General features: G+C 68.8%; 11 protein-coding genes. 2 read left to right on the top strand and 9 right to left on the bottom strand.

Annotated features, from left to right (window positions below):
- Nucleotides 1-631 precede the first annotated feature (631 nt).
- Both TSH20_RS18970 and TSH20_RS18965 read left to right on the top strand, forming a co-directional pair.
- Nucleotides 632-3,043, top strand: a complete 2,412-nt coding sequence (locus tag TSH20_RS18970) for a carbohydrate-binding domain-containing protein (protein WP_109076172.1) — start codon at nucleotides 632-634, stop codon at nucleotides 3,041-3,043.
- Nucleotides 3,044-3,403: 360 nt separating this feature from the next.
- Nucleotides 3,404-4,087, top strand: coding sequence for a hypothetical protein (locus TSH20_RS18965; RefSeq protein ID WP_199232050.1), 684 nt, complete (start codon nucleotides 3,404-3,406; stop codon nucleotides 4,085-4,087).
- 47 nt (nucleotides 4,088-4,134) lie between these two features.
- Here TSH20_RS18965 and TSH20_RS18960 read toward each other — a convergent pair whose 3' ends face one another.
- The 9 genes from TSH20_RS18960 to TSH20_RS18915 form a co-directional block, all read right to left on the bottom strand.
- Entirely contained in the window at nucleotides 4,135-4,971 is an 837-nt protein-coding gene (locus TSH20_RS18960) for a polysaccharide deacetylase family protein (protein ID WP_247871476.1), read from the bottom strand.
- On the bottom strand, nucleotides 4,968-6,113 hold the full coding sequence (locus tag TSH20_RS18955) for a glycosyltransferase (protein WP_109076171.1): 1,146 nt from the start codon (nucleotides 6,111-6,113) through the stop codon (nucleotides 4,968-4,970). The genes TSH20_RS18960 and TSH20_RS18955 overlap by 4 nt, the downstream gene beginning before the upstream one ends.
- Nucleotides 6,110-6,865 (bottom strand): histidine phosphatase family protein, encoded by a 756-nt coding sequence (locus tag TSH20_RS18950; RefSeq protein WP_109076170.1) that lies wholly within the window; start codon nucleotides 6,863-6,865, stop codon nucleotides 6,110-6,112. Before TSH20_RS18950 ends, TSH20_RS18955 begins: the two co-directional genes overlap by 4 nt.
- A complete protein-coding gene (locus TSH20_RS18945) occupies nucleotides 6,862-7,956 on the bottom strand; it encodes a glycosyltransferase family 4 protein (RefSeq protein WP_109076169.1) in 1,095 nt (364 codons plus the stop codon). Before TSH20_RS18945 ends, TSH20_RS18950 begins: the two co-directional genes overlap by 4 nt.
- Nucleotides 7,953-9,206, bottom strand: coding sequence for a glycosyltransferase family 4 protein (locus TSH20_RS18940; RefSeq protein WP_109076168.1), 1,254 nt, complete (start codon nucleotides 9,204-9,206; stop codon nucleotides 7,953-7,955). The genes TSH20_RS18945 and TSH20_RS18940 overlap by 4 nt, the downstream gene beginning before the upstream one ends.
- Nucleotides 9,207-9,428: 222 nt before the next feature.
- Nucleotides 9,429-10,742, bottom strand: a complete 1,314-nt coding sequence (locus TSH20_RS18930) for a hypothetical protein (protein WP_109076166.1) — start codon at nucleotides 10,740-10,742, stop codon at nucleotides 9,429-9,431.
- A gap of 268 nt (nucleotides 10,743-11,010) precedes the next feature.
- Entirely contained in the window at nucleotides 11,011-12,198 is a 1,188-nt protein-coding gene (locus tag TSH20_RS18925; RefSeq protein WP_247871477.1) for an ABC transporter permease, read from the bottom strand.
- A gap of 41 nt (nucleotides 12,199-12,239) precedes the next feature.
- Nucleotides 12,240-13,271 carry an ABC transporter permease gene (locus TSH20_RS18920; protein WP_109076164.1) on the bottom strand — a complete coding sequence of 344 codons (1,032 nt, stop codon included), beginning with the start codon at nucleotides 13,269-13,271 and terminating at the stop codon, nucleotides 12,240-12,242.
- Nucleotides 13,272-13,277: 6 nt separating this feature from the next.
- On the bottom strand, nucleotides 13,278-15,098 hold the full coding sequence (locus TSH20_RS18915; RefSeq protein WP_247871478.1) for an ABC transporter substrate-binding protein: 1,821 nt from the start codon (nucleotides 15,096-15,098) through the stop codon (nucleotides 13,278-13,280).
- Nucleotides 15,099-15,395 lie beyond the last annotated feature (297 nt).

Genomic DNA, 15,395 nt, shown 5'->3' with positions numbered 1-15,395 from the left:
GGAGCGGCGGGGCTGCGCGTCTCGCAGCGGAAGGTCGGCGGCGGCGGGGTTGGGGATGGGCGGGTGGAGGGGAACGTGACCATCGCCAGTCGAACGATTTAGGCGTGAAAGGAATATAATCTTTAACGCAATCCCTTAACGAAGCGGTCAAGCGACGTTGCGCGCCCACGATTGTTAACTTTTTTGTCGACGCGAAAGGTCGTTTTCGAATTGGAATTACCTCTGCCGCTGTAGCCCGGCGTGCCGGATGTTTGCCAATCCAGTGTCCGAATGGATAAATATAATCGGCAATCATCTGGTGAAATCTCGGGCATATTTTGGAAGAATGATGCGCATAAGCGAGTTTGGTGGGATTGGTATTGGTCTATGTCTTTTGAGATCATCTTGAGAAAGTGAGTGGAAGCAAAGTGGATACTGATGTGATGAAAAGAAGACTGTGTAGCGGATCGCAGAACCTGTGACCAAGATGGGATATAGTTTGCCGATCTGACTCCGCCCCCTTGAACGACCCTGTGATCGGCTGAGCCAAATTTGCCACAAGCTTCGAGAAAAGTTAACCGGACTTGGAAAGGTTTCGTTAACCATTCAAGCCCCAGCATGGCTTCAACACAACGGACATAGGATTGAAGTCATGAGCACGACCACCGCGCCGAGCAAGATCGTCGTCAACGCCTACGGCCAGTCCCAGGATGGCGTCGCGCCGCATTTCAAGCTGCTGGTGGATGGTCAGGAGGTCGGGTCGGCCAATGCAGCCGCCGCCTCGTCGAAGGCATACAGCTTCACCGCCGACCTTGCGGCGAACACCGCGCATACGGTCCAGGTCGTCTACGACAACGACACCGTGAACGCCGCCAATCGCGACCTCTATGTTCAGTCGATCGAGGTGAACGGCCACACGCTGAAGCCGACCGACGCCATCTATGAGCGCCATGACGATGCCGCCCCGGCGCCGACCCAGGCCGGCCAGGAAGCCATGTGGTGGGACGGCGCGCTGACCTTCAAGACCCCCGCCGGCCATTACGCCGCCCCGGTGGCTGCCGCTCCGGCCGCCCCCACCACGGCCCCGGCCGCCGGCACCGCGCAGAACGTCATCACCGTGAACGCCGCCGGCGATGCGGCGGGCGGCGAAGGCGCGCACTTCACCGTGCTGGTCGACGGCAAGGCGATCGGCGAGGGCACGGCCACCAGCCCGGACGCCAAGGACTACACGTTCACCGCCGATCTGGCGCAGGGCACCGGCCATGCGGTCGAGGTGAAGTACGACAACGACGCCGTCATCGGCGGCAGCGACCGCAACCTGTATGTCCACAGCGTCGGCGTCGACGGCAAGACCGTGGCGGCCACCGATGCCGCCATTTCGGTCCACCGCACGGCGGACGGCGCCGAGCTGGGCGCCACCAGCGACCTCTATTGGGACGCCACGCTGACCGCCAAGCTGGACGCCAGCCATTTCGCGGCCACCGGCAGCAGCACGGGCGGCTCGACCGGCGGCTCCGCCGATGCGGGCAAGGGTGGCAGCAGCACGGGTGGGTCCACGGGTGGGTCGACTGGCGGCTCCACCGGCGGCTCCACGGGCGGCTCCACGGGCGGTTCGACGGGCGATGCCTCGCTGTCGCTGAAGGTCGGCAACGTCACGACGTCCGATCCGGGCATGGTGCAGAGCAGCGGCTCGATCAACGGCTTCCTGCACACCAACGGCAACCAGATCGTCGATGAAAGCGGCAACAACGTCCGCCTGACCGGCGTGAACTGGTTCGGCGGCGAGGGCTACAACTATGTGCCCGCCGGCCTGTGGGCCGACAGCTACCAGGGCCACATCGACAGCATGAAGGGCCTGGGCTTCAACGTCATCCGCCTGACCTGGGCCGACGACATGTTCGACAGCGAGGCCGTGACCAACGGCATCGACTACTCGAAGAACCCGGACCTGAAGGGGCTGTCCCGCCTGCAGGTCTATGACAAGGTCATCGATTACGCCGGCAAGGTCGGCATGAAGGTGATCCTCGACCACCACCGCAACGACGGCGGCGCCGGCACCAACGAGCATGGGCTGTGGTACACCGCCAACAACCCGGAATCGAAGGTGATCGAGAACTGGAAGATGCTGGCCAAGCATTATGCCGGCAACGACGCGGTGATCGGCGCCGACCTGCACAACGAGCCCAGCGTCACCGCCACCTGGGGCGACGGCAACCAGGCCACCGACTGGGCCGCGGCGGCCGAGCGCATCGGCAACTCGATCCAGACCGTCAACAAGGATTGGCTGCTGCTGGTCGAGGGCACGGAGTGGAGCAGCACGCTGGCCGGCGTGAAGAACCATCCCATCGAGTTCGACGTGCCGAACAAGCTGGTCTATTCGCCGCACGCTTATGGCCAGAGCGTCGGCAACTTCAGCTGGCTGAACGACCCGGCCTATCCGAACAACCTGCCGGCCCAGTATGACGGCATGTGGGGCTTCATCTATAAGAACAACATCGCCCCGGTCCTGATCGGCGAGTTCGGCGGCCAGATGAACAGCGCGGCCGAGCAGACCTGGGCCAACGCCTTCGTCAAGTACATGAACGGCGACTGGAACCTGGACGGCAAGAGCGACCTGCCGGCCGGCCAGCAGGGCATGAACTGGACCTACTGGGCCTGGACCCCGGAATCGGGCGACGTCGGCGGCCTGCTGGAGAAGGACTACAAGACCATCGACCCGACCAAGATGAACATCATCAAGGCGGGTCTGGCGTCCAGCTCCGGCCACTCCGGTTCGGTGCCGGGCAGCGACGAGGCGGTCTTCACCGTTCAGCTGGCCAAGGCGGTCACCACCGCCACCACCATCGACTACTCGACCGAGGACGGCACCGCCAAGGCCGGCAGCGACTACACCGCCGCCCACGGCAGCCTGACCTTCCAGCCGGGCGAGACCAGCAAGACGGTCTCCGTCCACATCAACGGCGACAACGCCACCGAGGGCACGGAGAACTTCCTGCTGCACCTGACCCACGGCACCGCCAACCTCGGCACCGCCACGGGCTACATCACCGACCACGCGGCGTAAGGGACAGGTTTTCTAACGCACTACCAAGCCGGTCCGCGTCGTCACTGACGCGGGCCGGCTTTTTCCGTTTTTGGGAAGAACTTTCGGGGAAACGGCGTTCGGCACGGAAGTTATGCGGTTGTTATGAGTGTTCGAGTATGTCGTTGCGCTCGATCTGTCTGATCCAGAACGGCCATCTTTGCGGTGAAAGGAGAGCAGGGAGCCATTTTTCACTGTGGTAGAACGCATCATGCGTATCTTCACTTGTGTCAGGTGCCATCTTTGGGGGTAATCTGACCGGCGGGGGAAAGCCCTGGGCTTTAAGCCTACTCAAGGAAGCGGATTGCACATCCACACATGTGAGGACCAGTAATGAGGCGGTTGAAGGTTGCGCTGGCGACGGTCGTGCTGGGGGCGTTGGGCCTGTCTGGGTGCGGCGGGACGAACAACGCATTGGCTACCAAGCAGCAACAGGTTGAGTATTACAGAATTTTCGACCTGAAGACCAATGCGGGCAGGCAGGTGATCGCCAAAGCCGCGACCGACGGCCTTGGGCAGAATACAGGAACGATCAATACAGCCATGCCTATCCCTGCCTCGGCGGAACCCCCGGAGAAGCCCGGCCGGTTCAAGGTGGTCAATCCGCTGGCGGGTTCCAGGCTCGGCATGCTTGCGGCTGCCGGCGGGGGGCTCGGGATGAAGATGGCCGATTGCGACGGGGCCGTCTGGACCGGAAACGCCATCCGCAAGGTGTCGAATTCTAACTCCCTGAACCTGTGGGCGTGCCTTTATCCGTATAAGGGTGGCTATCACCTCGACATGTATGCAACCTTCACCAAGGTCGAAGGCGGCCTTGCGGAGATCAGCCGTCAGATGGCCTACGCGGCGGTCGGCACGCCGGAGGAGTGGACCGAGAAGACGTTCACCGACGTCATCCGGCAGATCCATGATCAGACCTATGCCGACATCACCTATCTGGAGGGGTACCCCGATCCCGGCCCGCTTCCTTGGCACGATCAGGGAAGCCGTGCGGCGGCGGGCGTTCCAGTCAAGCAGGGACAGTGATCCCCGCCTGCCTCCCGTCTGTAGACAGGCTGACAGGAGGGAAAGGCCTAGCCCTCCGGGGCGTTTCCAAAGGGGGCCGCAACCATCGAAAACCCTCCGATAGGGGGCGGCCACCCAAGGCTCTCGACCGCCGGCCACTCCACCGCCGGATGCCCGGCCAGACGGTCGAGCAGGCGGTCCAGCAGGTCCCAGATCGCCGCGTCATGCACCAGATGGTGGGTCAGCAGGCCGATGGGCTCGGCGGGGTTGCCCCTGCCCTCTTGGCGGCCCTCGCGGCGATCGCGCAGTTCGCGGCAGAGGAGGTCCAGCAACCCATCCAACGGGACGGCAGAGCGGGTGCCGTGCCAATCGATCAGGTCGAGGTGGGTGTTGATCCAGGTTATGCCGTCTCCACCCTCTGCCCGGCTGGCGGGCGCCGGGCCGAAGGCGGAGACGGCGCGGTAGCCGGCGGCGGACAGGCGGGACGGCATGTCGGCGGCCATGCGGTTCCAGGGCGGGACGAACAGCGGCAGCAGGCGGTCGCCGAACAGGGCGCGCAGGACCGACAGGCCGCGTTCGGCCTCGGCATGGCGGATTTCGGCGGGGCGTTCCGGGCCGAACTCGCACTTCTTGGCGCCGGGGGCGGCGTGGTCGGTGTGGGACCAGCCATGGACCAGCGGGGTCGCGTGGGGCTGGCCGGCAAGCGCTTGCGCCAGCGAGGGCTCGGCGTCGGCGGGGATGACGGCGAGGCCGAGCGGGATGCCGGCCTGGGCGCAGCGATGCAGCAGCCGGTCGAGTTGCGGGCTGGCGGCGATTGCGTCGTCGTCGCGCAGCCAGAGGGAACAGCGGCGGCCGAGATCGGTCCAGCGCGCCAGTTCGTCTTCCACCGCGGTCCAGTTGGTCATGACGTCTTCTCCGCCAGCAGGGTTTCGACGATCTCCACGCTGCGCGCCGCACCGGCCAGCGAGGCGGGGCTGAGCGGTGGGATGCGGGCGCCCAGCACGGAGGTCAACGCGCGGGCGAGGCTGTCGGGCGTGAGGTCGGCCTCGCGCAGGGTGGCGATGCCGGGCTGGCGGGCCAGGATGGCGGCGCGGATGGTCTGTTCGACCTCCTTGCCGTCCTCGAAGGGGCAGAAGACGCTGGGGACGCCGGCGGTCAGGCAGTCCAGCGCGGTGTTGTAGCCGCAGCGGCCGACGGCGGCGGATGCCCGGCCCAGCAGGGCGCGGAAGTCGGGGCGCACCGGCTCCACCAGCAGGCGGTCGGCCGGGGCCATGGCGCGCAGCCGGTCGGCCAGCGCCGCGTCGCCCTTCGCCACCAGCAGGCGCCAGCGCTGCGGCAGGGCCCAGGATGCCGCACAGCGGGCCGCGGCCTCGAAGACCGGGCGGCCGACCGGGCCGCCGCCGGCGGTGACCAGGATCTCAGCATTGCCGTCGGTGCCGTCGTCGGGGACGGGCGGCGGCGGGACGACGAAGCCGGTGTAGCGCAGCAGCGGGCGCATCGCCGGGGTCAGCGGCCAGCTGTCCTCCAGCGGGATCAGGGTGGGGTCGGAATGGACCAGAACGCCGTCGTAGAAGCGGAGAAGGCGGTCTTCGGTCTCGGCGACGCGCTTCGGTTTGGAGGGCGGGGCCAGGATGTCGCGGATCGATGCCAGGGTCAGCGGCGGGTGCGGCAGGGCGCGGGCACGCTCCAGCAGGGCGTCGAACTCGGCGGCGAGAGCGCGGCGGCCGAAGGGGAAGAGTTCGGTGATGAGAACGTCGGGGCGGAGGCTGTCGAGCAGGCCGGTCAGCATCGCCTGGCGGACGGCGAAGAGGGCGGCATCGGCGGGGCGGCCATCAGCGGCCAGCAGGGTGGCGAAGTCGGCACCGTCGCTCGCCAGCGGCGGCAGCTGGTGCAGGGTGGCGCCGCTGCTGCCGAGATGGGGGGCGGGACGGCCGCCGCTGACCACATCGACGCTCCAGCCGCGGGCGGCGAAGGCTTCGGCCAGGGCGAGGGCGCGGCTGAGATGGCCGGTGCCGAGTAGGTGGGTGACGGCGATCATGAGCTTCATGACAGGCGTTGCCCCTCCCGTGGGCCGGCAGGGTGGAGCGTGCCGTCGGCGGCGAGCGCCATGGCGTAGAGGCGGTCGCGCTTGACCGGAACCGGCGGCGGGCCGCGGAAGTCCCAGCCCCAGGCGAGCGCCAGGGCGACGCGGATGACGCCGATGTGGGTGACGACGAGGTGGGGGGAATGCGTTTCCGCGGGGACAATCGCCCTCTCCCGCCCCGGGAGAGGGAGGGGACCCGCGCCGCAGGCGTGGGGAGGGTGAGGGGTGGGGCTAGGATCAGGAAGCGCATGGTTCCTTGGATCACCCCTCACCCTTCCCATGCTTTGCATGGGCCCCTTCCCTCTCCCGGGGCGGGAGAGGGAGTCTAGCCATCCAATCAACCGATCCCGCACGTCGGCGGGGCTTTCGCCGCCCGGGGGGCGGAAGTCCCAGCCCCAGTGTTCGAGGTCGCGGTAGCCGCTGGCGGGGTCGGCGCGGAGGTCGTGGCCGTGCCGGCCCTCCCAGGCGCCCCAATCCATCTCGATCAGGCGGAGGTCGGTGTGGACGGGGCGGTCGTTGCCGAGGAGGCGGGCGGTCTCGATGGCGCGTGAGAGGGGGCTGGCGTGCAGGGTGGCGTCGCGCCACTCCGCCGGCAGGGTCAGGCGGGCGAGGCGGTCGCGGCCCTGCGGGTCGAGCGGGATGTCGGTGCGGCCCTGGATGCGGCCCTCGCGGTTCCAGGCGGTGATGCCGTGGCGCAGGAATGCGAGGCGGATCATGACATCAGTCCGGTCAGCAGGCCGCGCAGACGCTCCGCCGCCGCCGGCAGGGCGTGGTGGGCCTCGACATGGGCGCGGGCGCGGTGGCCGAGCGCGTGCAGAGACGGCGGATCGGCCAGCAGGGAGGACAGGGCGGCGGCGAAGTCCTGCGCGGTCGGGCCGGTCAGGCGGCCGCCGATGCCGTCGCGGATGACGGTGCCGGTGCCGGCATTGTCGATGGCGAGCACAGGCACACCGTGGGCCTGGGCCTCCAGATAGACCATGCCGAAGGCCTCGTTCAGGCCGGGCCAGACCAGCAGGTCGGCGGCGCGGTAATGGGCGGCGAGGTCGGCGGGCGGGCGGGCGCCGAGGAGACGCACGCGCTGGCCGAAGGGGGCGAAGAGGGCCGAGACCTCCGCCGCCGCCGAGCCGTCGCCGACGATGTCGAGCGTCCAGGGCTGGGCAGCGAGACGGGACAGGGAGTCGGCGAGCAGACGGTAGGAGGCCAGCTTGTCGCCAGGGCGCATCATGGCGACGGTCAAAAGCCGGGGCGGAGAAGCGGTTTCGCTGCGGTCGATAGCGGGCGGCAGGTTGAGGAAAGGCGGCAGCATCGCCACCTGCTGGTCCGGTGGGCCATAGGCCTCCACCGCATGACGGTCGCGGGCGCTGACGCAGAGGACGAGGGCGGCCTGCTCGATGGCGGACTCGGCGGCGGCGGCGAAGGCGGACCAGGGGCCGGTCAGGCGCTTGCGGGCGCGGGTCGCCTCCACCACAACATAGGGGATGCCGAGGGCGCGGGCGACGGCCGGGCCGATCAGGTCGGGGGCCTTGTAATAGACATGGTAGCTGAGCCACAGCGCCGGGCGCCGCGCCGGCTCGGCGGTGTAGAGCGACAGCAGGCGGTCGCACTCGGCGGCGGCGGCGGCGGACAGGCGGGCCTGCGCGGCGGGGTCGCCGGCGCCGTCATAGACGCGCAGGCCGCTCGCCACCTCCACCGGCCCGGTGGTCTCCAGAGCGCGCAGGACCAGCCGCGCCATCTGGCGGTCGCCGGAGGGGATGGGGTGGTCGACCGGTTTCAGCGGGGCATAGAAGGCGATGCGGGAGGCGGTCACGCCGCGGCCTCCTCCAGGCGGCGGACGAGGCGGTCGATGCCGGCGGTCATGCCGAACTCGGCGCGCAGGCGGTCATGGGCGGCCTCCCCCAACCGCAGGCGGAGCGCCGGGTCGGTGGCGAGCCGTTCCAGCGCGGCGGCGATGGCGGGCGGGGTGCCGTCGGTCAGCAGGCCGTGGGTGCCGTCGGCGATGAATTCGGGGATGGCGGAGACGGCGGTGGAGAGGATGGCGAGGCGCTGGCTCGCCGCCTCCATCAGCACGTTGGGCAGGCCGTCGCGGTCGCCGTCGCCGGCGACGACGCTGGTCAGAACGAACAGGTCGGCATGGCGCAGCGCCTCGATCACCGTCGCCTGATCCTGGGCGCCGCGCCAGTCGATGCGGTCGGTCAGGCCGAGCCGCTCGGCCTGGGCGCGCAGGGACTGCTTCAGATCGCCGGAGCCGATATGGACCAGCCGCCAGTGCAGCCCGTCCGGCAGCGTCGCCAGCGCGTCGAGCAGCCGGTCATAGCCCTTCTTCTCCACCAGCCGGCCGACCGACAGGATCTCCACCGCAAGGGTAGGGGTGGAGCCGTCGCGGGCCGGGGCGTCCGCCCGGTCCGGCGGGGCGGGGAAGCGGGAGAGGTCGAGGCCGTGATAGACGAGGTCGATGCGGCCGGGGTCGGCGGCGAGGCCGCGCAGATGGGCGGCGCCGACGGCGGTGCAGGTGGCGCCGAAGCGGGCGTCGGCCAGCTTCTCGCGCTTCTCCCACTCCGGCGTCGTCCAGATGTCCTTGGCATGGGCGGAAAAGCCCCAGCCGATGCCGCGGATCGCGGCGGCATAGCGCCCGACCGACGCCGGGGTGTGGAGGAAATGGGTGTAGAGGAAGGGCACGTCAGCCGGCAGCTCCGCCGCGAGAACCAGGGCTTGGCCGAAGCGGCGGCCCCGGTTGGCGGTGCGGTCGCGGCTGAGGTCGCGCAGCCAGCCCAGCGCCGTGCGGAGCAGACCGGCCGGGTGGCGGAGGATCAGGCGGCCGAGAGCGCGCAGGACGCGGCCCGGCTCGTCGTGCAGATATTCCGGCAGGTAATGGACGGGTGCGGTGATGCGGTCGTGCAGGGCATGGCGGCGGCTGTCGGTGGGGTGGCGCAGCGACCAGATCGCCAGTTCGATGCCGCGCTGCTGCAGGGCCAGAAGCTCCTGCGCGATGAAGGTCTCCGACAGGCGGGGGTAGCCCTTCACCACCACGGCGATTTTCAATGCTTTACGAGTCACCATGCACACCGGACGGCATCATGCCGTCCGTTCCCTGGGTGGTTAGGGTAACCGCAGATGGAGTCAAGATTCCCATGAAAGGGCGTTCGTCATCCCCGCGAAGGCGGGGATCCAGGAAACTTTCGTGCGAAGTAACTGAAACGGCTGGATTCCCGCCTTCGCGGGAATGACGTGGTTCCTTGTGTGGGATCATAACCGCCAAATGCGATCACCTTGCCTGGATGGTCATGCGCGCTTGCCCGCCATCGCGCGGGACATCCGCTCCGCCGCCCGGCGGATCGGGGTGACGGGGGTGGCACGGGCGATCACCGAGTCCGCCTCCAGCACCTCGCGGGTCAGGCCGACGATGCGGTCCAGCCCGCCGAGCAGGCCGGGCAGCGGGCTGGCCGAGGGCGGCGGCTGGCTCGACAGGGCGCGGATGGCGGCGGCCATCGCCAGCGGGTCGGTGCCGTCGCGGTCGCTGTCCAGCGTGCGCAGCAGGCCCAGGGACTCCGCCGCCTCGGCACGGATGCGCTGTTCCAGGCGCGGGCGGGTGCGCGGGGCCAGGACCGACGGCTTGTCGAAGGACAGGATCTCGCAGAAGGTGTTGTAGCCGCCCATCGCCACCACGCCGATGGCCCCGGCATAGAGGTCCTCCATGCGGGAATGGAAGTTGATCGTCTCCACCCTGCCCTTCAGCCGGCGGATGCGGGTGGCGAACTCCTGGCGGCGGGCATCCTCCAGGAAGGGGCCGTAGACGATCAGGGCGCGGGGGGTGAGGTCCGGATCGGCTTCATAGGCGGCGATGGTCCAGTCGACCAGGGCCGCGCCGTCGCCGCCGCCGCCGGGCGTCACCAGCACATAAGGCGCCGCCATGGGCAAGTCCGCGGCCTGGACGGCACCGCCGCCCTCGGTCGGCTCGCGCTTCAGATAGCCGGTGTAGCGCACCCGCGCCGCGATCTCCGCCGGCAGGTCGAGACCGTCGAGCGGGCGGTAGACCTCCGGCAGGCCGTAGATCCAGAGCTGGTCGTAATAGCGCTCGATGGCGGCGACCGCCTCCTTGCGCTCCCATTCCGGCTGCAGGGCTTCGGGCGCATCCAGCACGTCGCGCAGGCCCAGCACCACGCGGGTGTTGCCGGTCGCCCGCATCTCCTCCAGCGCCGGCAGGAATTCGCCGTGCAGGCCGGTCGGCTCCTTGTCGACGATGGCCAGCGTCGGGCGGAAGGCGCGGGCGGTGGCGCGGATGATCTCCGCCCGGATGGCGGCGGTCTCCTCGATCGGCAGGCCGAGGTTGCGGGCGGTGTAGCCGCCGTCCGGCAGCTTCACCACGCCGGGCAGGCGCACATGGTCGACCCGCTCCGGAAAATCGAAGCGGCCGGCGACCGGCGAGCCGGTGAGGATCAGTGCCGAGGCATCGGGAAAGGCCGACACCAGCGCTTGGGCAATCGTCCGCGACCGCCGCAGATGGCCCAGCCCGAAGGTGTCGTGGCTGTAGAGCAGGATGCGCGGCGGGGTGCGGTCGGGATGGATGGAGCGAAGGGGGGCCAGGGGCTGGTGCATGCTCGGACACTCCGCTTCAGCACTGCGTCGGAACCGAAAAGCCGTTGCAGAACAATTCACTGTGCTCGTCTGAGGACCGGCTCGGTCCCGGTGGTTGCGCGACTGGTCCAGGGACCGGCAGCAGCGCTCCAGCCTGGATAGAACCCCTCACATGGATCGGGCCGCGCATCAACCCGCCTTCCGGCCAGGAGGCGGCAACCCAGCTATGCGCTGTGATATATGAGTTATAGCCAAGCTCACGCTTCGGGGAGCCGGCCGTTTCGAGGGGTCAGTCGCCATGATAGGGATCCAGGGCGTCGCGCAGGCCGTCGCCGAAGAAGTTGAAGGACAAGACTACCAGGATCACCGGCAGCATCGGCAATGACACCCAAGGATAGGTTTCCACCGCCATAAGGTTCTGGGCGTCGTTCAGCATTACCCCCCAACTGGTCGCCGGGGGACGCAGGCCCAGCCCTAAGAAGGACAGTGCGGTTTCGCCCAGGATCATCGCCGGGATCGACAGGGTGGCGCTGGCGAGCAGGTGGCTGGCGAAGTTGGGCAGCAGATGGCGGCGGATGATGCGGGCCGGGCTGGCGCCCATCAGCTCCGCCGCCATGACGAAATCCTCCTCGCGGAGCGCCAGGAAACGGGAGCGCACGGCGCGGGCCAGCGACGGCCAGTCGAGCAGGCCGAGGATGACGGAGATGCAGAGGAACACCGTCACCGGGCTCCATTGCGCCGGCACCGCGGCGGACAGAGCCAGCCACAGCGGCAGCTCCGGCAGGGATTTCAGGATTTCCGACAGGCGCTGCACCCCGGCGTCGATCCAGCCGCCGAAATAGCCGGCCATGCCGCCCAGAGTGATGCCGATGGCGAAGGACACGGCGATGCCGAGCAGCCCGACGGTCAGCGACAGTTGCGCCCCGATGGCGAGGCGGGAGAGCATGTCGCGGCCCAGCCGGTCGGTGCCGAGCAGATGCAGCGAGGCGTCCGGCGGCGGGCAGACCAGCCGCGTCCGCAACTCCACCAGCCCGAGGAAGCGGTAGGGAACGCCGGGGCAGAGGAACTCCAGCGGCATCGGCCGGCTGGTGTCGGTCTCGTAGCGCCAGCGATAGTCCTTCAGGTCGGGATGGCCGACGGTCGGGTAGACGAAGGGGCCGATGAAGGTGCCCTCGTGGAACAGGTGGATGCCCTGCGGCGGGGCGTAGAGATGTTCCACGTCGCGCTCGTTGGCGCCGTAGGGCACCAGGAAGTCGACGAAGGGCAGGCTGAGATAGGAAAGGCCGAGGAACAGCGCCCCCAGCACCGCCAGCCGGTGGCGCAGGAAGCGGCGCAGCATCAGCCGCCCGGTGGAGGCACCCGGATCGAAACGGGTGGCCGGGGCGTCCGGCGACTCCGGATCGGGATAGGGCCGGCTGTCGACGTAATGCTCCCAGCCGCCGCCCGTGGCCCCGTCCTTCATGGTCCCATCCTTCATGGTCCCATCCTTCATGGCCCCGCCTTTCATGGCCTTGTCTTTCATGACTGGGCCTTCCTCGCCTTGCCCAGGCGGATGCGGGGATCGAGCAGGGCGAGCGCGATGTCGGAGACCAGCATGCCGACCAGCACCAGCAGCGAGATGAACATCAGGATGAAGCCGGACAGGAAGATGTCCTGCGCCCGCAGGGCCTCCAGCAGGGCCGGGCCGATGGTGGGCAGGCTGAGCACGACGGAGATCAGCACCGATCCCGACACCAGCGACGGCAGCAGCGAGCCGATGTCGGAGACGAAGGGGTTCAGCGCCATGCGCAGCGGATAGCGGGTCAGCCGGCGCAGCGGCGGCACGCCCTTGGCCTTGGCGGTGACGACATAGGGCTTGCCCAGCTCGTCCAGCAGGTTGGCGCGCAGGCGCCGCACCATGGCGGCGGTGCCGGACAGGCCGATGACGATGGTCGGCACGATCAGGTGTTCCAGCACCGAGCCGATCTTGGCCCAGCTGAGCGCCTGATCCTCATAGCGGGCGTCGACCAGCCCGCCGATGGGAAGCCCCAGCCATTTCTGGCCGTAATAGAGCAGGATCAGCGCCAGCAGGAAGTTGGGCGTCGCCAGCCCGATATAGCCGATGGCGGCGGCGAGGTAATCGACCCAGCTGTTGGCGCGGATCGCCGCCAGCGCCCCCAGCGGGAAGGACACCAGATAGACGAACAGCACGGCGGCGAGGTTGAGGATGACGGTGAACCACAGCGTCTCCCCCACCACCTCGACGACCGGCTTGTTGAACTCGAACGACCAGCCGAGATCGCCCTGCAGCAGGCCGTGGAAGCCGTTCGGCCCCGGCCAGACGCCGATCCAGACCAGATACTGCTCCGCCAGCGGGCGGTCGAGCGCATATTCGTGGCGCAGGAACTCCGCCTTCGCCAGACCGGCCTCCTGGCCGGTGGCGCGCAGTTCGGCGATCTGGTTGGACAGGTAGTCGCCGGGGGGGAGGTTGATGACGATGAAGATCAGCATCGACACCACGAGCAGTGTCGGCACCATCACCAGCAGCCGGTGCAGGATGAAGCGCAGCATGGGCGGTCACTCCCCCCCGCGGTGGCTGCCGGCCGGCTCCGGATCGGCCGGGCGGGCGTCGGCGAAATAGAACTCGTCGGGGCGGTAGACGCCGAGATAGGCGCCGGGATCCCACAGCCACAGCCCCTTGTCCGGGACGTTGCGCAGGCGGTTGGAGACGGCGATGGGCTGCGGCGTCTTCGACACCACGCCGATGGCGTAGAGCTGGTCGGCATGGATGTCGAGCAGCGCCGACCACAGGGCGCGCCGTTCCGTCTCGTCGGTGGTGTGGCGCCAGCGCCGTGCGAGTTCCATCAGCTCCTGCGGGATCGGCATGTCGATGGGTTCGCCGGCGCTGCCGGAGGTCTGGTAATACTGCCCCCATTTCGGCCAGCTGAAATTCTCCTGGGTCATCGGCGCCAGCTCCTCCGGACTGCTGTCGGGGGTCGGAACGCCGTTGTCCCAGCCGCCCCAAACCGCCATCATCGTCTGGCCGGCATAGACCCGGTTGCGCAGGACGTCGCGGTCCACCGTGCGCACCAGCAGCCGGATGCCGATGTCGCGCCAGGTCTCGGCGATGATCTGCAGCGCGTCGGCCACCTCCGGCTTCTCGCCGGCGGTCTCGACGATCACCTCCAGCGGCCGGCCGTCGGGAAGCTGGCGGTAGGCGGCGCCGCGCGGGCGCTTCAGCCCCATTTCGTCCAGCAGGGCCGCCGCTTGGCGCGGGTCGTAGCCGGTCCACACCCCGGTGCGCTCCGGCTTGTAGAGCGGGCTGCGCGGCAGCACGTCGACGCCGCTTTCCTCCGCCAGCCCGAAGAAGAGCGAGCGGTTGATGATGCGGCGGTCGATGCCCATCGACAGGGCGCGGCGGAACCGGACGTCGCGCAGCACGGCGCGCCAGACCGGATCGTTGTAGTTCAGGTTGGGATAGAGCGCGATCTCCGCCGCCTTGCCCTCCGGCCACAGCAGGGTGCGGTAGTCGCCGGCCTGCTCCCCCGCCACCAGAACCGGGACCTGGGAGAAGGTCAGCCCTTCGGCCTGCAGGTCGGCCTTGCCGGTGGCGACCTGGGCGTGGATCAGGCCGCCGGCCATCACCGTCACGTCCAGCCCGTCGGTGTAGGGCAGCTGCATGCCGCGCGCGTCGAAGCGGTGGTAATAGGGGTTGCGCTGGAACAGCAGATGGGTGCCGGTGCCCTTGGAGATCGCCATCCAGGGCTGCAGCGTCGGCTCGTCCGGGTTCTCCATCCGGAACATGTCGTCGCGGGCGTTGTGCAGGGCCGCCCAGTTGCGGACCTTGTATTTGGCGATCAGCGGGGCGAGGTCGGCCTCGCTGGTGTAGCGGGCATGGAAGCGCTTCAGGTAATGGGCCGGGCGGTAGATGAAGGGCGGCCGGGCGGCGGCCAGCGCCGGAAGGAAATAGGGGTTCGGCTCCTCCCAGCGGAAGCGGGCGGTGACCGCGTCGGGGAAGCTGACCTCCGGCGGCTTGCCGTCCACCAGCATGAAGCGCGGCGGGCCGGACGGCGACAGCATCGGGTTGTTGGCGATGTCCTCCCACCAATAGCGGATGTCGTCGCTGGTGAAGGGGGCGCCGTCGGACCAGCGGTGGCCGGCGCGCAGGGTCAGGGTGAAGTCGCGGCCGTCATGGACCGTCACGTCCTTCAGGATGTCGGGCACGATCTCCCGCTTGGCATTGTAGCCGACCAGCCGGGCATAGCCGTAGAGCACGGCGATGCGGCTGTTGCGCCGCTGGGTGATGAAGGTGCGGATCCAGCCGCCGGAGCGGCCGAGGTCGCGGCCCTTCGCCTCCAGATCGACGATCAGCGGCTCCTCCGGCATGCGCTGGCGCACGGGGGGGATCAGGCCGTAGACGACCTCGTCGCGGAGAAGGGCCGGCTCCTGCGGGGTGAAGGCGGCGGCGGGAGTGGCGAGGAGGAGGGCGAGGAGGAGTGCGATCCCTCGGACTCCCTCTCCCGCCCCGGGAGAGGGAAGGGGCCCATGCGGAGCATGGGAAGGGTGAGGGGTGATCCAAGGAACCATGCGGTTCAGGATTCTTGAGATACCCCTCACCCACCCCGCCGCGAAGCGGCGGGGCCCCCCCCTCTCCCGGGGCGGGAGAGGGCGCTTGTCGCGCAGGATGCCTGGGGA

The organism is Azospirillum sp. TSH20 (assembly GCF_003115935.1).
Classification (GTDB): domain Bacteria; phylum Pseudomonadota; class Alphaproteobacteria; order Azospirillales; family Azospirillaceae; genus Azospirillum.
The sequence above is the reverse complement of the archived record's forward strand: the minus strand, read 5'-3'. Positions and strand labels throughout refer to the sequence as shown.